Genomic DNA, 17,826 nt, shown 5'->3' with positions numbered 1-17,826 from the left:
AGCATCGTCCGCTATCCGGTACCGAGGGTCCGGACGGGGGAGGAACTCAACACGTGCTCGGCTTCGTCGTGCGCCGACTGCGCGGGCGATGGCCGCTCGCAGTCGCCGTGCTGCTCACCGTACTGATCACCGCGACCGCGCTGACCGCGCTGACGGCGTTCACCCGTGGCGTGGGGGAGGAGGGGCTTCGGCGGGCCCTGACCGGACCGGAACAGGCCCGGACCGCCGTCGTGATCACGAGCGGTCATCCCGCCTCATCCCGCACCCAGGACGACGAGTCCGTCCGGGCCTTCGCGCGCGAAGCGTTCGGGCGGCTTCCGGTGGCCTCCGAGACGTTGGCCCGCAGCCGGTCGTACGGGCTGCCCGGCGCTCCCGCATCGGGCCGCGACGCCGACCTGACCCTGCTCGCCGCGCTCGACCGAAAGCACGTACACCTGCTGGCCGGTGAATGGCCCGGGCCGGTCGCCGCCGCCCCGGCCGGCGCCCCGACGGCACCGACGCAGGTGGCCGTGCCGCGCGCGGCGCTGGTACGGCTCGGCCTGGCCGAGTCCTCGCTGCCCGCACCGGTCCGGCTGGACGACCGGTTCGGCGGTCCGCCGTTGACCGTGCTGGTCACCGGCGTGTACCGGGCCGCCGATCCGGACGCCGGGTACTGGCGGCTCGACCCCCTCGGCGGCCGGGAGATCCAGGCCGACACCTTCGCCACCTACGGCCCGCTCCTGGTCGACGACAGCGCCTTCACGACCGGCGGCCTCCTGCAGAACTACCGCCTCACGCTGCTGACCCCGGACCTGCGCACCATCCGCGCGTCCGAGGCCGAGGCGATCCGGACCGCGACGAACCCCGCGGCGGTCTCCCTCGAGGGCGCCACCTCACTGCGGACCGCGACCGAACTCCCCCAGCTGCTTGCCGAGTTGGACTCCGGCTTGCTGGTCGCCCGGTCCACCCTGCTGGCAGGCGCGCTCCAGCTCGCCGTCCTCTCGACCGCCGCCCTGCTCCTCGTCTCCCACATCCTGATGGTCCGCCAGGAGCCGGAGCGCGTGCTGCTCACCGCACGCGGCGCCTCCCGCCGACGCCTCCGCGCGCTCAGCGCGGCCGAGTCGCTGCTGCTCGCCCTGCCCGCGGCGGTCCTGGCACCGCTGCTCACACCGCCCCTGCTGCGCCTCTTCGGCCGGTTCGGACCGGTCGGGCGGGTCCGTCTGGAGATCACGGACACCTGGCCGGTCTGGCCGGTCGCGGCCGGCTGCGCTCTCGCGTGCGTCCTCCTGACGACCCTGCCCTCCTTCTTCCGCGGCGCCTCGGCCGCCGTACTGCGCCGCGTCGGCAGCAGGCAGGCCCTGGTGACGGGCGCCGCCCGCTCCAGCGTTGACCTGGCCGTGGTGTCCCTCGCCGTCCTCGGCTACCAGCAGCTGGCGCAGTACGGGGGGACGGACGCCCCCGCGCCCCACTCCCCCGCCGACGGCGGTCTCGGCGTCGACCCGGTTCTGGTCGCCGCCCCGGCGCTCGCCCTGTGCGGAGGCACGCTGCTGGTGCTGCGGCTCCTGCCATTCGCGGCGCGGGCCGGCGGACGGCTGGCCGCGCGTGGCCGGAGCCTGGCCCCGGCCCTGTTCGGCTGGCAGCTCGCCCGACGGCCCGGCCGGGCCACCGGGCCCGTCCTGCTGCTCGTCCTCGCCGTCTCCAGCGGGGTCCTGGCCCTGGGGCAGCACACCGCCTGGACCGCGTCCCAGCGCGACCAGGCCGACTTCGCGACCGCGGGCGGCCTGCGGATCTCCGGGATCAGCATGCCCCCGATGGGGCAGGGGGGACGTTACGGGGCGCTGCCGGGCGCGGACCGCCTGATTCCGGTGTTCCGCCGGGCGCAGCAGCTGCCGGGCGGGGGCAACGCCGACATCGTCGCGCTGGACGCCGCCAAGGTGGGCGACGGGGTACCGCTGCGCGCGGACCTGCGCGGCGGGCACGGGATGCGGGAGCTGTTCGCCCCGCTGGCCGCCGGTGACCCGAACGCCCGGGCGGGCTCCGGCGCCGCCGGTGCCGCGGGATCCGCAGGCGCCAACGGTGCCACCGGTGCCACCGGTGCCACCAGAGTCGCACGTACCAGTGGAGTCGCAGGTACCACTGGAGTTGCAGGTACCACTGGAGTTGCAGGTACCACCGGTGCCACGGGACCCGCCGGTACCGCCGGACCCGCCGGAGCAGCCACCGCTCCCGCTGCCGGCCCCGGGGTCGGCCTGCCCGGCTCCCCCCGCCGGATCGACCTCGACGTGACGATACGGCCCGCCGGTACGAGCTGGGCCGCCGTGAGCCTGCTGCTGCGCGACCGGTTCGGAGCGACCCACGCGACCCCGTCGGTCACGCTGCCCCCCGGCGGCGACGCCACCCTCCCGTACCTCCTGGACTCGCTGACCGGAGCCCCGGTCGGTTCGGCCGCGGCCCCGCTGACCTTGGCGGGGATACGCCTCTCGTACGCCGGGGAGAGCGGTCCCGCGGGCGACGGCAGCGAACTGACCGTGCGCCGGATCGCCGTATCCGACACCGCGGACGGCGCCGCCGTAGGCATCTCCGCGCCCGGTCCCGCGGACACGGCCCGCTGGCAGTCGGCGCCCCCACAGGGGCCCCGCTCCCTGCGGGCCCCCGCGCTGTCCCCCGTCCCGGCCGGGTCCGCCGACCTGCTGCGACTGCGCTACTGGGGCGGGCTGGGCACCGAGAAGGGCGTCAACGCCGTGCTCTTCCCGACGCCCGCCGCGCCCCCCGCCGCCGCGGTCCCGGCCGTCGCCACCACCCGCTACCTGCGGTCCATGGGCGCCTCCGTGGGGGAGACGGTCCCCGTCACCCTGGACGGCGCGACCGTCCCCGTGCGCATCACCGCCGCCGTGGACTCCCTCCCCGTGGTCGGACGGACGGCCCTCGCCGTCGACCTGCACACCCTCGGCCGGTTCCTGCTGGAGTCGGCCGGTCAGCAGCCGGTCCTGCCCACCGAGTGGTGGCTTCCCGCCACCTCCGCCGCCGACCCGGATCCGGCCCGCGCGGCGGCCGAGCTGCGCGAGGGGGCCAGGACCGAACGCGTCCAGCTGCGCGAGGACATCACCGCGCGCCTGCTGGACGACCCGCTGAGCGCCGGCCCGCAGGGCGCGCTGGCCGCCCTCGCGCTCGCCTGCGCGGTCCTGGCGGCCATCGGCTTCGCGACCTCCTCCGCCGCGGAACGGCGCGTGCGCGGCCGGGAGTTCTCGGTCCTGCTCGCGCTCGGCACGCCGCGCCGGTCGCTGGCGCTGGCGGCCGCCGCCGAGGGCGGGGTGCTGATCGTCATCGGGACCGCGGTCGGGACCGGACTGGGTGTCGCCCTCGTCCACCTGATGGCGCCGCTGGTCGTGCTCACCCCCTCCGCCGGGCGGCCGTTCCCGCCCGTACAGGTGGACATGCCGTTCTGGCAGACCCTGCTGACGGCCGCCGCAGTGGCCGCCGTTCCCCTGCTGTCGGCCGCGCTCAGCGGCCCCCGGGGCCGCGACATCGCCGCCCGGCTGCGCCCCGTGGAGGAGATGTGACCACCCTGCCGCCCTCCGCCACACCGCCGCAGGCCGCCACCCCACCACCACCGGCCGCCGCCACCCCGCCGCCCGGGCCCCGGCCCGCGCCGTGGGTCAGGACCCGGTTGCGCGCGGCTCCGCTGGGCACCCTGCTCGCCGCCGCACTGGCGTTCGTCGCCGTCCTGCTGGCCGCCGCGCTGCCGCGGGCCCAGGACCGGGGAGCCGACCGGGCCCTGAGGTCCTTCCTCGACCGCAGCGGGCCGACCAACACCAGCCTGCGGGTGACCGCGCCGGCCGCGGTGTCCGGGGAGAGCCCCCAGACTCTGGACGCGACGCTGAACAGCCTGCTCGCCCGTACCGGCGACACGTTCCGCGTCGACCCGGCCACGGTGGTCCACGGCACGCGGACCACCAAGCGGCAGCCGCTGCTGAATCCGGAACTGTCCCGGCCCTCCGGGCTCCCGCCCAGCATGTCCCTGCTGTACGTCCGCCAGGCGGAGGCCCACGTGAAGCTGGTGGAGGGGCGCTGGCCGAGCAGCGCCCCTGCCGGCAGCGCGTCTGCCGGAGGCACGGCCCCGGGTACCCCCCAGGGCGCCCCAGCGGAGCCGGCGCCCCTGCAGGTCGCCCTCTCACAACGCGCCGCCGAGACGCTCGGCGCCCGACTCGGGTCCGTCCTGAAGAGCAAGCCCCTGTTCGACGGCACGCCGTCCGTGGAGGTCGTCGGTCTCTACGCGGTCCCCGACGAGACCGAGGACTTCTGGGTGGACCTGGACTGCATCACCCGGGCCTGCGCGCGCTACGTCGGCGAGAACCTCGCCTGGGACGTCGACGCCCTGATCGGGGGCGGGGACCTGGAGCGGATCGACACCTGGGACCGCACCGCCGAGGACTTCTGGCGGCTGCCGGTGGACGTCGGCGGCCTGCGGGCCGACCGGCTCGACGCCACGAGGGAGGAGATCGCCTCGTACGTCGCCGGGCCCACCGCCGCCACCCTCGCCCGGGAGACCAACCGCCAGCGGCTGCGGACCACGTCGTGGCTGCCCGAGCTGTTCGAGCAGGCCCATGCCCGCAGGCAGGCCGCGGCGCCGCTCACCGCGATCGGCCCCGCCGGAGTCGGCGGGGTCGCCTTCGTCGTCCTGTGCCTGGCCGGCGCGCTCGCCGGGGACCGCCGGGACGCCGAGCTGCGGCTGCTGCTGGCGCGGGGCGGCTCGCGCGCGGGCATAGTCGGCCGGCTCCTCGGGGAGGGCGCCGTCACGGTGCTCCCGGCGGCCGCGGCCGCCACCGCGCTCGCCGTGCTGCTGTTGCCCACACCCCGGCTCGCACCCGCGCTGCTGTGGGCCGCTGCCGTCGCGCTGCTCGTGCTGCTGGCGTTCCCGGTCCGGGCCGCCGTGCTGCTGTCCCCGCCCCGCCCGGCCGCGCGGTGGCGCAGGCCCGTGGCCGAACTGGTCGTCCTCACCGCCACGGGCGCCGCCGTACTGGAGGTCCGCCGCCGCGGGGTCGCCCCGGCCGGCAGCGACCCGGACCCACTGCTGATCGCGGCTCCGCTGATGCTCGCACTGTGCGGGGGGCTGCTGCTGGCCCGCCTTCAGCCGGTGCTGACCGGCTGGCTCGCGCGGGCGGCCGGCCGCAGCTCCGGGCTCGTCGGGTTCCTCGGGCTGGCGCGGGCCGCCCGCGGCTCGGGGGCGAGGGGGACGTACACCCGCGGCCGGAGCGGACCCTCCGTCCTGCCGACGGTCGCGCTGCTCCTCGCCATCACCACCGGTGGGTTCGGGGCTGCCGTCCTGCAGTCGGTGGATGCGAACAGGCTGACGGTCGCCCGGCTGACGGTCGGCGGTGACGCGGCGATCTCCGCGTCCGGGAAGTCGCCGCTCCCGGACGGGCTCGCGCAGGCCGCGGGCGATCTGCCGGGCGTACGGACGTCCGTGCCGCTGTGGATCGACCACGACTCCTCCATCATCGGCACCGATCAGGGCTCCACCCAGGTCACCGTGATCGTCGCCGAGCCGGCCGCATACGCGGAGCTGTCCCGTGTCCTCGGTTGCGGCCCCTTCGACCCCGCCCTGCTGACCGGAGGCGGCGCGCAGTCCGGCGACGCCCCGGTCCCCGCGCTCTTCAGCACCGGCCTGGCACAGAAGGCCGCGCCGGGCTCGTACGTGGTGCGGCCCGGCGACGGCGGAGAGGTGCGGGCCCGGGTCACCGGCGTCATCGACTGCACCCCGGCCCTGCCGGCTCCCGGCGCGGCGACCGTCGTCCTGCCGGCGGGCCCCGCGACGGCCCTCATCGGCGGCACCGACCATCCGAACCGCTGGTTCGGCCTCGGTTCCGTCGACGGGGACCGGCTGCGCGCCCTGGTCCGGGCCGCACTCCCCGCGCCGGCTGCGCCGCCCGCAACGGCACCTGCACCGGCCGAGGGGCAGGATCCGGCTTCCGGGGCGAACCCGGTCGACGAGGTGTATCCCGTGAGCACCAGCGCCGAGGCCGTCGCCGATCTCGGCGCCGATCCGCTGCAGCGATCGGCGGAGCGCCTCTTCTGGGCCTCCGTGGCCGGAGCGGCCGGCTTCGCGCTGCTGGCCGTCCTGCTGACGCTGATGCGGACCGTCCCCGAACGCGCGGCGCTGCTGGCCCGGCTGCGGACCATGGGGTTGCGGCGCCGGCAGGGTGTGGCGCTGATCCTCGCCGAGACCCTGCCGCAGACCCTGGCCGCTGCGCTGGGCGGTGCCCTGGTGGCGACGGCCGCCGTGGCGCTGCTGGGTCCGGCGATGGACCTGTCCACCCTCGTCGGCGCGAGCGTGCCGACCGGTGTACGGCTCACGACGTGGCCCGTACTGACCCAGGCCGTGGGCCTGGCCGCCCTGGTCGCCGCGGCCGTACTCGCCGAGGCGGCGACATCCGGGCGACGGCAGATCACCACCGAGTTGAGAGCGGGAGACCAGCGTTGAACAGCGATCAGCCGACGTACGAGGAGCTGCGCCGCCGGGCGACGGCCGCCGCGGAGCCCCGCACCCCGGCGGCGGACGCCGCGATCGCCTGCGACCGCCTGGTCCGGATCTTCAGCACGGACGGCGTCGAGGTGCAGGCCCTTCAGGGGCTGGAACTGACGGTCACCCAGGGCGATCTGGTGGCCCTCGTAGGAGCCTCGGGCAGCGGCAAGTCCACCCTCCTGAACATTCTGGCGGGCCTGGACGTCCCGTCGGCGGGCAGTGCGTCGGTCGCAGGCTACGACCTGCTGGAACTGTCGGCGCGGGACCGGCTGCGCTACCGGCGGGAAGCGGTCGGGTTCGTCTTCCAGCAGACGGCCCGCAACCTGCTGCCGTTCCTGACGGCCGCCCAGAACGTCGCCCTGCCGATGCAGTTGAAGGGGGGCGGCTTCCGCCGCGGCGCGGGCGCACGCCGCTCCGCCCGCGTCGCGGAGATCCTGGACGCCCTCGGGATCGGTGATCTGGCGCACCGGCGTCCGGCGGAACTGTCCGGTGGTCAGCAGCAGCGCGTCGCGATCGCCGTGGCGATGGCGAACGACCCCAGGGTGCTGCTGGCCGACGAACCCACGGGCGAGCTGGACTCCGAGACGGCCGCGGCGGTCTTCGAGACCTTCCGCACCGTGAACAAGGAGCTCGGCGTGACGGTGGTCATCGTGACGCACGACCCCATGGTGGCCGGCGAGGTCCGCCGCACGGTGGCGATCCGCGACGGCCGCACCAGCAGCGAGGTCCTGCGCCGCCTGGTCACCGACGAGCACGGCGAGGAATCGATCAGCGAACGCGAGTACGTCGTCCTGGACCGCTCCGGCCGCGTCCAGCTCCCCCCGAAGTTCCTGGAGGCCCTCGGCATGGAGCACCGCGTGGCGGTCGACCTGGCCCCGGACCGCATCGAACTGCGCCCGGACCGGAGCTGAGCCGCCGGTCCGGGACCCGCGCGGCGCGGGTGCGGCCTGTGCTCGGGCGGTGGTTGACTACGGCGCATGGACCTCGCGCCGCGCTCTTCCCGCATGGACCTACTGACGGGCTGTCCCGGTCGGGCAGGCCGCCGGTGTTCCCCCGTACGGCGGGACGGCCTGTCGTGAACGCCGGGGGGATGACGTCGGAGCCCGGGCCCGCCTCGGCGGCCCGGCAGCCGCCGCCCTTCGACCCCGAACTGGCCGTGGCACTGGATGCCTTGGGGGACGAGGCGCGGGCGCCGTTCACCCCGGAGAACCTCGTGGCCCGGCTGGAGAAGGATGCCGCCGCCCGGCCCAGGCCCTCGGTCGGGGACCTCCGGGCCGACGGCCGCTTCGAGGTGGACGAACTGCGGGTGCCGGGAGCACCCGGCGATCCGGACGTCACGCTCGTGAGCGCACGGCCCGCAGGGCTCACCGGCACCCTGCCGCTGCTGTACTACATGCACGGCGGCGGCATGATCATGGGCGATGCCTGGTCCGTGCTACCGCAGGCGCTTCGCGAATGGGCTCTCCCGCTGGAGCTGGCCGTCGTCTCCGTCGAGTACCGGCTGGCACCCCGGGTGCAGTACCCCGGACCGGTGGAGGACTGTTACGCCGGGCTCGTCCGGGTGGCCGAGCAAGCGGACGAGCTGGGCATCGACGCGGACCGGATCATCATCGGCGGAAAGAGCGCCGGCGGCGGGCTGGCCGCGGCGCTCGCCCTGCTGACCCGCGACCGGGGCGGGCCCGCACCGATCGGGCAGCTGCTCCTGTGCCCGATGCTCGACGACCGCAACGCCACCTTCTCCAGCCACCAGATGGCGGGCTGCGGCATCTGGGACCGGACCTCCAACGCCACCGCGTGGCGGGCGCTGCTGGGCGACCGGTACGGCGCCGCGGATTTGCCGCCCTACGCCGCCCCCGCCCGCGCGACGGACCTGTCGCGGCTGCCCCCGGCCTACATCGAGGTCGGGTCGGCGGAGACCTTCCGGGACGAGGACGTGGCCTACGCCAACGCGATCTGGCAGGCCGGCGGCCAAGCCGAACTCCACGTATGGCCCGGTGCCTTCCACGGCTTCGACACCTTCGCACCGGACGCGGCTCTCAGTCAGGACGCCCGCAGCGCCCGCTTCCGGTGGCTTCAGCGCGTCCTCGGACGGTCGGACGGGAGCAGCGGACCCGCGTGTTGAGCACATGAGGGCGACAGCAGCGCGTCAGGGGGAGTCGCAGCCGCCCGGGCCGCTCCGCCGGGGCCCGCAAGCTCACGGCGCGGCCGCCGACGCGTCTGCAGCCGCCTGAGCGGACCCCGGCTGCGCCGGGAGGTAGCCGCGGGCGTGGATCAGGCGGGTGGTGAGTTCGGTGAAGGCCCGGGACGCGGCGCTCTCGTAGGCGCTCTCACGGCGGAGCAGGGTGACCGTGCGGGACGGGAGGGCGGGGTCGAGCCGGACGGGGCGCAGGTACGGGTGATCGTGGGTGACGGCTTCGGGCAGGACGGTGGCCAGGGAGGTGCGCCGGACGATCTCCGTGAGCGCCTGGACGGAGTGGGCCTCGACCGCGATGTCCGGCCGGACGCCGTGGGCGGCGAGGTAGGCGTCGACGTGCCCGCGGGTGGCGAAGTCCCCGCTGAGCAGGGCCAGTCGGCGCGTCGCCAGGTCACGTACGGGCAGGGGACCCGGGTCCGTACCTGAATCCGGATCCGCGTCGGCGGCGGTGACCAGGCCGAGCGTCTCGGTGAACAGGGCGGTCGCCTCGATACCGGGCAGGTGCGGCCCCTGGAAGGCGAGGCCGAGGTCGTGTTCGTCGGCGAGCAGGCCGGCTTCGATACGGTCCTGAGGCATCTCCCGGACCTCGACGCTGATGCCGGGGTGGGCGGCGTGCAGCGCGGCGACGAGCGGACCGACGAGGTACGCGGTGAAGGTGGGGGTCAGCCCGAGGCGCAGGTGGCCGCGCGAGAGGTCGGCCAGGTCCATGACGGCCCGCTCGGCGGTCGCGAGGTCCCGTAGGACGCCGCGTGCGTAGGGGACGTACGTCGCGCCGGCGTCCGTCAGCCGTACGGCGCGCCCGGACCGGTCCAACAGCTGGACGCCGACGCTGCGTTCGAGCTGCTTCACCTGCTGGGACAGGGTGGGCTGGGAGATGCGCAGCTCTTCGGCGGCGCGGGTGAAGCTGCCGTGTTCGGCGACGGCGATCAGGTAGCGCAGGTGACGCAGTTCCACGGCCATGGGGACCACTATAGATGTGATCGATAGGAGCCATGGATATTGCGTCTTGGACACAATACCCACAGGTCAGGCAGGGTGAGTCAGGCCAAGCCCGACAGGGCGCATCCCAACAGAGGGAGTGACCGTGCAGCAGGCCCCCACGATCTGGCGGACGGCCTCGCGCGCTTCCAGCGCGAGGTGTTCCCGGCCAAAACCCGGCTCTTCGCCCGTCTCGCCGAGACTCACCGGCCGACGACCTTGTTCATCGGCTGCTCGGACGCCCGAGTGGTGCCGGAGCTGATCACCCAGAGCGAGCCGGGCGAGCTGTTCGTCGTCCGCACCGCCGGGAACCTCGTCCCCGCCCACGCGGCGGGCCCGGACGGGGTCGCGGCCAGCATCGAGTACGCCGTCGCCGTCCTCGGTGTCACCGGCATCGTCGTGTGCGGGCACTCCGCCTGCGGGGCGATGACCGCCCTGGCCGAGGGCCGGGACCTGAGTGGCGCCTCCTCGGTGGCGGGCTGGCTGCGGCAGGCGGACGCCTCGGTGGCCCGTACCGCGGACGCGGGAGCGGGCCCGGACCGGCTGTCCGCGCTCATCCGCGAGAACGTACGCGCCCAGCTCGCGAACCTGGCCACCCACCCGTCGGTCGCCCGCGCGCAGGCCGCGGGGACCCTCACCCTGCGCGGCTGGGTCTACGACATCCGCTCCGGCGCAGTCGCGGAGCTCGGCCCCGACGCGAGCCGCCCGGCCGCCGCCCCAGCCTGATCACGCCCCGCTCTCCCTTCCCTCCCTCCCCGTCCCCCTCCCCCTCATCCACTCCCCCGAAGGGCACGTCTCATGACGCACGCACAGCTCGACCCCTCCGCCCGCCAGGCCCTGGCCGCCGCCGTCGTCGACGCCAAGACCCGCAAGGACCTCACCTGGCAGCAACTCGCCGACACCACCGGCCTGTCGGTCGCCTTCGTCACCGCCGCCCTGCTCGGCCAGCACGCCCTGCCGCAGACGGCGGCGCAGGCGGTCGGCGAGCTGCTGGACCTCGACGGGGACGCGGTGCTGCTCCTGCAGACGATCCCGGCCCGCGGCTCCCACCAGGGTGGCATGCCGGCCGACCCGACGCTCTACCGCTTCCACGAGATGCTTCAGGTGTACGGGACCACCCTGAAGGCACTGGTCCACGAACAGTTCGGCGACGGCATCATCAGCGCGATCAATTTCAGGCTGGACGTCAAGAAGGTTGCCGACCCCGAGGGCGGAGAGCGCGCCGTCATCACCCTCGACGGCAAGTACCTTCCGACGCGGCCTTTCTGACATCACAAGAGCCTCCGGCCCGGTCGGGCAGGAGGCTCTGTGTCGTACGGTTCGGTGCCCACGGTGACGGCCGCTCGGCCGGCGCGCGCCAGTACAACGGCGGATCCGCGGATCCGGGTGGAACAAGCCGGGGCCCCGTGGGCACTCGCGCAGGCGTCGGAGGCCCCGGCTCGCAAAGGGGCTGCGTCAGCTGCCGGCGGAGAGGTTGCCCGACAGGACCGGGATGTTCTCCAGGATGTGCGAAAGCGGCTCGTCGCCCTTGGCCTGGGTGGAGTTCTCGGTGCACTGCTGGTTCTGCGGGTTGGACAGGACGTTGACGTCCTGGACCCCGATGTTGGCGAGGACCGCGAACAGGGACTGGGCGTTGACCTTGGCGGGCAGGCCGATGCAGGGCTTGTTCAGCGTGCCCTGGACCAGGCCGAGCTGCGGGCTCAGGTCGCCGTGGGTCTTCTGGTTGCCGTAGATCTGCTGCGCACCATTGCCGTTGACGGTGTTGACCCCGTTGTCGTTGCCGATGGCCATGGCCGGGGCGGCCATGGCGGCGCCCGCGCCTACGATCGAGGCGGTGACGGCGGCGGTGGCCATGATCTTCTTGAACATCGTGATCCTTCTGTCGCACGAGTGCATGGTGATGAGCGTCCTGATCAACGTCCGGGGCGACGGCAGGTTCCGCTGCTTCACCCGATCAGCCCCTCTTGCACGTCCCGTCCGCGCACCGCCACGCTCAGCTCGACGACGTAGTGCTCCTCCACCCATCCGTCCGCGAACCGGCCCATGAGGAGGGCGCGTTCGTCGGCGAGGAAGGCGTCCGTGCCGGGCTCGCCGACGAGGAAGAGGGAGTGCGTGGACAGCTTGGCCAGATGTGTGTCGACCGGGACGCGGCGCGACCACGGGAGGCGGCGCACGGTGAAGCGCAGCCCTTCCTGCGAGCGGGCCCGCTCGTTGACGTACCAGCCCGGCCCGAACCGCTCCTCGATGCGCTGGTGCTGATCCGCGATCCATCCGACGATGACGTCCGGGTCGTTCTGCCAGACGGCCAGCGCCCCACCGGGGCGCAGAACCCGCAGTGCCTCGGGGACGGCACGGGCCGGGTCGGTCCAGTGCCAGGACTGCGCGTACGTCAGCAGGTCCAGGCAACCCGACGCCAGCGGCAGCCGGTTGCCGTCCGCGCGGACGAGCGGGGTCCGGGGACTGCGGCGCCGGAACTCCGCGGCCATGCCCTCACCCGGCTCCACTCCGACCACGCGCGCGCCGCGCGCCTCCAGCAGGGCGGTGGCGATTCCCGTGCCCGCCCCGACATCGGCGACACGTGCACCGACCAGCGAAAAGCCGGCCAGTTCGGTCAGCGTGTCGAAGAGCGCGGGAGGGTACGAGGGACGGTGGGCCGCGTAGCGTGCGGCGGCGGAGCTGAAGGAACGAGCACGGGATTCGTTCGTCATGGCGTCCATGATGCCGGTGTCCCGGATCGGCGCGGAGGGACAGTCGCACATGCGGGCCGCACGGTATGTCACGGAACTGGTCGGGGCGTTGGAACGGTACGCGGAGCGGCCGGCGCTCGGGGCCGGCCCGGTCGTCATGGGGTTCCGGGAGGTACTGGACGAAGCCTGCCGGCTGGCCGGGGTCCTCGCCGAGGAGGGGATCGGGCCCGGCTCGGGGCTGGCCTGTGTGACGGGCGCGAATCGGCCGGAAGTGCTGCTGGTACGGATCGCCGCGCATCTTCAGGGCGCCCGGCTGACCCAGGTGCTCGCCGGACCGGCCCTGCACGGGCTGGACTTCATCCTGCGGGACTGCCGGCCGGATCTGGTCGTGCACGATGTGCCGGTGCCCGGCACCGGGGCGCCCCGGCTCGGTTTGGACGAACTGGTCCGGCGGGCCGCCCACGTCGAGGCGACGGAGGTGTCCGTACGGGCGCGGGAGGACGACGTGGCGCGGGTGACGTACACGGGCGGAACCACCGGACTGCCCAAGGGGGTGGCCTCCACCTTCGGCGCGATGGCCGCGCGGAACGCCGTACGGCCGGCGGGCTGGGCTCAGGCGGTCCACCTGTCGGTCACCTCGCTGGCGCAGCGGTCCGGCGGGCGATGCCTGGAGCAGTGGCGGGCCGGGGGGCGGGTGGAGATCCTCGAGCCTTTCGGGCCACGGGAGTTCGCGGCCGCCTGCCTGCGCCTGGGCCCGGTGTCCACGTACTTGACGACTTCGATGGTGTACCGGCTGCTGGACGATCCGGTCACCGCATACGGTGTGCCGGGGCTGGAGGTGGTGTCGTACGGCGATTCGCCCGTCCACCCGGAACGGCTGCGGGAGGCGGTGACCCGCTGGGGCGGCCGGTGGCGGCAGGGCTACGGCATGAACGAGGCCGCGGTGATCTGTCGGCTCTCCCCAGCCGACCACGATGCGGCCGTGGCCGGCCGGCCGGAGCTGCTGGCGTCGGTCGGGCGGCCCGTCGCGGGGGTGCAGGTCGAGGTGCGCGACGCGCAGGGCGCGGTGGTGGCGCCCGGACGCACGGGCGAGGTGTGGATGCGGTCGGAGGCGATGATGACCGGGTACTGGGGCCGGCCCGGGCTGACGGCCGAGGTGCTGCGGGACGGCTGGCTGCGGACGGGGGACCTCGGGCACTTCGACGAGGGCGGCCATCTGTATCTCGACGACCGGGTCAAGGACGTGGTCATGGTCGACGGTGACAACGTGTACTGCGTACCGGTCGAGGCGGCGCTCACCCGGCATCCCGCCGTGGCGCAGGCCGTTGTCGTGGGCCGGCACAGCGACCTGACGGGCGAGGAGGTGTGCGCCTTCCTGGTACCGGCGGCGGGGTGTACGCCCGGCGCGGACGTGGCCGGTGAGGCCTGCGACCTGGTGGAGAAGGAGCTGGCCCGGGCGCACCGGCCGACCGCGGTGTTCTGGGAGCGGACGATCCCTCTGACCGCGCGGGGCAAGCCGGACAAGCGGCGGCTGCGGGAACGGGCTGCGGGCGGGGGCGCCGGGGACGTGTAGGTGGACGGGGGCCAAGGGGCCGGGGCTCGGAGCCGCGGAGCCTTTGCCATGGGGGCGGCGGCCGTGCTCGCGGCCGTGTTCGCGCCGAGCGCGGCCAGGTTGTCCAGCAGAGCGACGTGGCCGAGGTCGTCCAGGCCGATCGCGCTGTGGGCGAAGAAGGTCAACTCGATCCGGTAGGGGCGGTCCTTGGCCCGCAGGGTGCCGGCCGCTCCGCTGCGCGGGTGCGCGAAGGGCGTGGCCTCGTGGGCGAGCAGGATCCGGTTGGCTTCCTCGAACTGCGCGGTCGTCAGCAGCACCTCACCCCGCAACTCGACGTCAAAATCGGCTTGGTGAGTACCGGCGGCAGACCGAGGACGGCGTCGGCGGCGTGGGTGATGTCCTCGCCGGCCAAGCCGTCGCCACGGGTGAGGACCTGAACGAGCCGACCACCCCGGTACCGGGCGGCCACCGCGAGGCCGTCGAGCTTCGGCTCCACACACCACCCGGCCACAGGGTGCCCGAGACGCCGTTCCAGCCCTGCGGCCCACTCGGCGAGCTCGTCGGCGTCGAAGACGTTGTCGAGGGAGAGCATCGGCACCGAGTGCGGGACGTCACCCTGCACGACCCCGCCTGCCACCTTCCCGGTCGGCGACTCGGCAAGCACCTCGTCCGGATGGGCCTCCTCGTAGGCCGCGATGGCGCGCAGCAGCCCGTCGTACTCGTCGTCACCGAGCGGGGTGGTGACGTCGCCGTAGTAGGCGGCCGAAGCCGCCACGGCGGTGGTCACGGCCTCCACGCAGGCGGCGGGATAGAGCAGGGGACTGTTTCCGGTCATGGAAGTCATCATCCTGCCCCGCACTGACAACGCCACCGCCCGACCCCGCCTGCCGCGGCAGGCAACCGAGCCGCCCTGCGGCACAGGGCGGAAACGGCAACGGCCTGCGCACGCATCGCCGATTGGACCGGACGCGCCGGCGACCCGGCCAAGGCGGTGCCCTGCTGGAACCGGTGCTCTCCGACCGCCTGCGCGTGATGGGCCCGGAGCCCCCGCATGGACCTGGCCCGTTGGCGTACGGCGGTCGGCGAACCGGCCCGCGCGGCGACCGAACTCACCGAGTTGCTGGCCGACGAGGAGGAACTCCTCGGCCCGAACCACCCTGCCCTCCCGGCCACCCGCGCGGCGCCTTGGACGCGGTCCCGCAGGACACCACCTGACCTGCGGGGCAGCCGCGCCGCGCCCGGTCAGAGGGTGTCGAACGAGTCGCGCGCGGTGAAGTGGTAGAGCCCGACCCTCGGCTTGGCGACGGTACCCGTGGTGGCGAGCGGCAGGCTGACGCCGTCGGCGTTCGGCATGTGGCTCGGGTCGGCCAGGATGTTGATCTCGTCGGCCACGGGACCGCCGCCGCCCGACGGGTTGAGGTCCACCGCCGCGTACGTGGTCGCCCCGGGCCGCACGGGGTGCGCCGGCGCGCCGCCCAGACCCTCGGGCGGCGTGGCCTGGATGCCGAGGGCGGTGCCCTTGGCGCTGAAGCCGACGGCGGGGTGGAAGTCGAGGCCGCACGTGGTGGAACCGTTGTTGGTCACCGTGACGACCCGGACGGTCGCCGGGAAGCCCTGCGGCGAGGTGACCTTGACGGTGAGGTTCCTGGCGGAACAGGGGTGGGTGTAAGCGTAGGCGTCCTCGGTGGTCGCGTCGGCGCCGCCGGTCGACTTCCCCTTGCCGTCGGGGCCCGTCGGCGTCGGGCCGGCGGCGCCCGCCGGATCGCCGGTGCCGCTCGGACCGGCTGCCGTCGGAGTCGCCGACGCCGTACCGGAAGCGGCCGGCGTGCCGGAAGCGGCCGGCGTGCCCGTGCCGGCCGTCGGCGCCTTGAGCTCCCCGTCCGTGCCGCTGCTCCCGTCGCCCCCGCAGCCGGTCAGTGCCAGGACGAACCCGACGGCGGTGGCAAGGGCCGCAGCACGGCTCCGGTGGATGGGCATGGTGGAACTCCCCGTCTCGTACGTTCGGACGGACGCCGCCCGAACGGCAAACAATATGATCTACGCGGTCCGGTGAGCGGGGAGCGACACCTACACCCGGCGCCCCCGGGCGACCGACGGCCCACCGAACCGACCGCAGGACCAATTCCCGGACCGACAGTCGGACCAATCACCGTACCGACCGCGGCACACCCACCGGGCAAAGCGTTTTCGACCGAAGCCCCGTGGGTCGGTCGGCATCTGGTCTCGATGCTGCGCAGCCACTCCGTCAATCTCGACAGCTCGCCCCGGGTCCCCAACGACAATGTGCTCCACCTCGCCGGCGCCCGCCGCACCCGCCGGACGCAGCGATGAGCAGCGGCACGCGCGTCGGCCTGTGCCGACCGACCGGCGTGACTGTACCTCGACCGGCGGCAGGGCGGACACGGACACCGAGCCCCGGCAACAACTCCCACTGAGGGTTTCGGATTCGACCCGGTTGTACCGGAGGGGGTCGTAGGCCCAGCCCAGGCGCCGGATGCCGTTGTCCGGTGAAGCGACCTGGCACGATCCCCTGATCGGGCCTGGGCAAGGCTCGGTGGGTGGTACAGCACGCCTTCGCCTGGGTCCACCTGCGTACGACGCAGTGATGAAAGCAGCGGTGGTCAGTCCGGCAGGTCCTTGCCCCGCCCGGAATCCGGCGACGTGCCGGCCGTGCCCGGGGCGGGGGGATCATCGCGGGGCCACAGGCCGAGCACGTCGAGTAGCTGCACAAGGTCGGCACGATCGATGGCGCGGTCGGCGATCGCGCGTCGCGCGGCGTCCCGGTCCACGCGCCCCGCTGGGGCCAGCAGTGTCGATACCTCCGTCGAGGAGAAGGGATCTTTCATGGCGTGATGCCACCACAGGCGGGCATCACTGGCAGGGTGTACTGCTCCAACCGGCCTTGACCCGGCTCCGCAGGCAGGAGACGGCGGGCGTTGATGGTTCTGCAGTCCCTGTGCCCCGTGAGTTCCTGTGCCCCGTGCTTCTGTGTCGCCGCCATTCCCGGCCCCTGTTCCCGTGTTTCCATGGGCAGGGTTACCGCCGGTCTCCTCGACGCCACCCCCGCCTGGGGCGCCGACGGGACGGCAGTAAGAGAAGGCTCTGCGTCCATCCCCGGGCCCGGCCAGGGCTTCATCGGCGGGCCGGACCACAGGTGCGTCACGTACGGCCAGCAGCCCGCTCCACCCGCCCGCGATGCGAGCCACGTGGCGATCTACAGGCTTCACCGGCTGCGCTTCCGCAATCGGGGCACGCCACGGCCGGCACGGTCGGGGAGCCCGGGGACAATGCACTCACACGTCGCCTCTGAACCTGGGCTGCGCGCGCATCGAGAATGGGCTGCACACGCTCGTCATGAGGGGACGGTCGGACCCGCTTTCGGCCAGACCTGTCATCGTTCACGCAGTCCTTCCCCGCGACAGCGAAGCAGCGCGGGCACGGCTCGTTCATCCAGAAGCGGCGAACTACCTGACCATGCCGTGGCACGGACTTCTTCGGAGCGGTGCCACTGCCAGGCCGTGGCGGCGTCGGCACCGCAGGCGCAGACCCGTCCGGGTTCTCAAGACCCGCGCGGACCTTACATTGAGAGATCTTGCTCAATGATGGTGACGTAGGGCACTGACAATGCCCGCGGTGGTGGAGGTGAGCGTGACGACGCCCCGCTGCAGCTGAGGGCCGCCTGCGGGGCGTCGAGGGATGGAGCCGCTCAGACCGGGCGGATGTTCTCCGCCTGCGGGCCCTTCTGGCCCTGCGTGACGTCGAACTCGACCTTCTGGCCCTCCTGCAGCTCGCGGAAGCCCTGGGCGGCGATGTTCGAATAGTGGGCGAAGACGTCAGGGCCGCCGCCGTCCTGCTCGATGAAACCGAAGCCCTTCTCGGCGTTGAACCACTTCACGGTGCCTGTAGCCATGCT

15 protein-coding genes and 1 pseudogene are annotated in these 17,826 nt (G+C 73.9%); 8 read left to right on the top strand and 8 right to left on the bottom strand.

Features of this window, described 5'->3' with window-relative positions; translation table 11 throughout:
* Positions 1 to 53: 53 nt before the first annotated feature.
* From ACWGIF_RS21275 to ACWGIF_RS21260, 4 genes are all read left to right on the top strand, one after another.
* Positions 54 to 3,539 (top strand): FtsX-like permease family protein, encoded by a 3,486-nt coding sequence (locus ACWGIF_RS21275; RefSeq protein WP_453499568.1) that lies wholly within the window; start codon positions 54 to 56, stop codon positions 3,537 to 3,539.
* Complete coding sequence (locus ACWGIF_RS21270; protein ID WP_453499566.1) at positions 3,536 to 6,460, top strand: hypothetical protein; 2,925 nt, start codon at positions 3,536 to 3,538, stop codon at positions 6,458 to 6,460. The genes ACWGIF_RS21275 and ACWGIF_RS21270 overlap by 4 nt, the downstream gene beginning before the upstream one ends.
* Positions 6,457 to 7,413: an ABC transporter ATP-binding protein gene (locus ACWGIF_RS21265; protein WP_453499564.1), complete on the top strand. Its 957-nt coding sequence runs from the start codon at positions 6,457 to 6,459 to the stop codon at positions 7,411 to 7,413. Before ACWGIF_RS21270 ends, ACWGIF_RS21265 begins: the two co-directional genes overlap by 4 nt.
* A 179-nt stretch (positions 7,414 to 7,592) precedes the next feature.
* Complete coding sequence (locus tag ACWGIF_RS21260) at positions 7,593 to 8,624, top strand: alpha/beta hydrolase (protein ID WP_453499562.1); 1,032 nt, start codon at positions 7,593 to 7,595, stop codon at positions 8,622 to 8,624.
* A 72-nt stretch (positions 8,625 to 8,696) separates the two neighbouring features.
* Here the strand turns inward: ACWGIF_RS21260 and cynR are convergent, their stop codons facing one another.
* A complete protein-coding gene (gene cynR, locus ACWGIF_RS21255) occupies positions 8,697 to 9,656 on the bottom strand; it encodes a transcriptional regulator CynR (protein WP_453499560.1) in 960 nt (319 codons plus the stop codon).
* Positions 9,657 to 9,800: 144 nt separating this feature from the next.
* On the opposite strand from cynR, the gene ACWGIF_RS21250 reads away from it, so the two are divergent.
* Positions 9,801 to 10,400 (top strand): carbonic anhydrase, encoded by a 600-nt coding sequence (locus ACWGIF_RS21250; RefSeq protein ID WP_453499634.1) that lies wholly within the window; start codon positions 9,801 to 9,803, stop codon positions 10,398 to 10,400.
* Between the two features lie 72 nt (positions 10,401 to 10,472).
* Complete coding sequence (gene cynS, locus ACWGIF_RS21245; protein WP_453499558.1) at positions 10,473 to 10,943, top strand: cyanase; 471 nt, start codon at positions 10,473 to 10,475, stop codon at positions 10,941 to 10,943.
* A 186-nt stretch (positions 10,944 to 11,129) separates the two neighbouring features.
* On the opposite strand, the gene ACWGIF_RS21240 is transcribed toward cynS, so the two are convergent.
* Together ACWGIF_RS21240 and ACWGIF_RS21235 are read right to left on the bottom strand one after the other, a co-directional pair.
* Positions 11,130 to 11,543, bottom strand: coding sequence for a rodlin (locus ACWGIF_RS21240; protein WP_453499556.1), 414 nt, complete (start codon positions 11,541 to 11,543; stop codon positions 11,130 to 11,132).
* 77 nt (positions 11,544 to 11,620) lie between these two features.
* Positions 11,621 to 12,382, bottom strand: coding sequence for a class I SAM-dependent methyltransferase (locus tag ACWGIF_RS21235; RefSeq protein WP_453499554.1), 762 nt, complete (start codon positions 12,380 to 12,382; stop codon positions 11,621 to 11,623).
* On the opposite strand from ACWGIF_RS21235, the gene ACWGIF_RS21230 reads away from it, so the two are divergent.
* A complete protein-coding gene (locus tag ACWGIF_RS21230; RefSeq protein WP_453499552.1) occupies positions 12,381 to 13,934 on the top strand; it encodes an AMP-binding protein in 1,554 nt (517 codons plus the stop codon). The two genes, ACWGIF_RS21235 and ACWGIF_RS21230, sit on opposite strands and share 2 nt — an antisense overlap.
* 197 nt (positions 13,935 to 14,131) lie before the next feature.
* Here ACWGIF_RS21230 and ACWGIF_RS21225 read toward each other — a convergent pair.
* Positions 14,132 to 14,505, bottom strand: a pseudogene (locus ACWGIF_RS21225) (NAD-dependent DNA ligase LigA); the annotation flags it as partial.
* A gap of 459 nt (positions 14,506 to 14,964) precedes the next feature.
* On the opposite strand from ACWGIF_RS21225, the gene ACWGIF_RS21220 reads away from it, so the two are divergent.
* On the top strand, positions 14,965 to 15,195 hold the full coding sequence (locus ACWGIF_RS21220; RefSeq protein WP_453499550.1) for a hypothetical protein: 231 nt from the start codon (positions 14,965 to 14,967) through the stop codon (positions 15,193 to 15,195).
* Here ACWGIF_RS21220 and ACWGIF_RS21215 read toward each other — a convergent pair.
* The 4 genes from ACWGIF_RS21215 to ACWGIF_RS21200 form a co-directional block, all read right to left on the bottom strand.
* Positions 15,156 to 15,890, bottom strand: a complete 735-nt coding sequence (locus ACWGIF_RS21215) for a DUF4232 domain-containing protein (protein ID WP_453499548.1) — start codon at positions 15,888 to 15,890, stop codon at positions 15,156 to 15,158. The genes ACWGIF_RS21220 and ACWGIF_RS21215 overlap by 40 nt on opposite strands.
* Before the next feature lie 644 nt (positions 15,891 to 16,534).
* Positions 16,535 to 16,759, bottom strand: coding sequence for a hypothetical protein (locus ACWGIF_RS21210; RefSeq protein ID WP_453499546.1), 225 nt, complete (start codon positions 16,757 to 16,759; stop codon positions 16,535 to 16,537).
* Between the two features lie 313 nt (positions 16,760 to 17,072).
* Positions 17,073 to 17,363 (bottom strand): zinc finger domain-containing protein, encoded by a 291-nt coding sequence (locus ACWGIF_RS21205; RefSeq protein WP_453499632.1) that lies wholly within the window; start codon positions 17,361 to 17,363, stop codon positions 17,073 to 17,075.
* Between the two features lie 256 nt (positions 17,364 to 17,619).
* On the bottom strand, positions 17,620 to 17,823 hold the full coding sequence (locus ACWGIF_RS21200) for a cold-shock protein (RefSeq protein ID WP_391705659.1): 204 nt from the start codon (positions 17,821 to 17,823) through the stop codon (positions 17,620 to 17,622).
* Positions 17,824 to 17,826 lie beyond the last annotated feature (3 nt).

The organism is Streptomyces sp. NPDC054849 (assembly GCF_053610945.1).
This window is presented reverse-complemented; position numbering and strand designations above follow the sequence as displayed.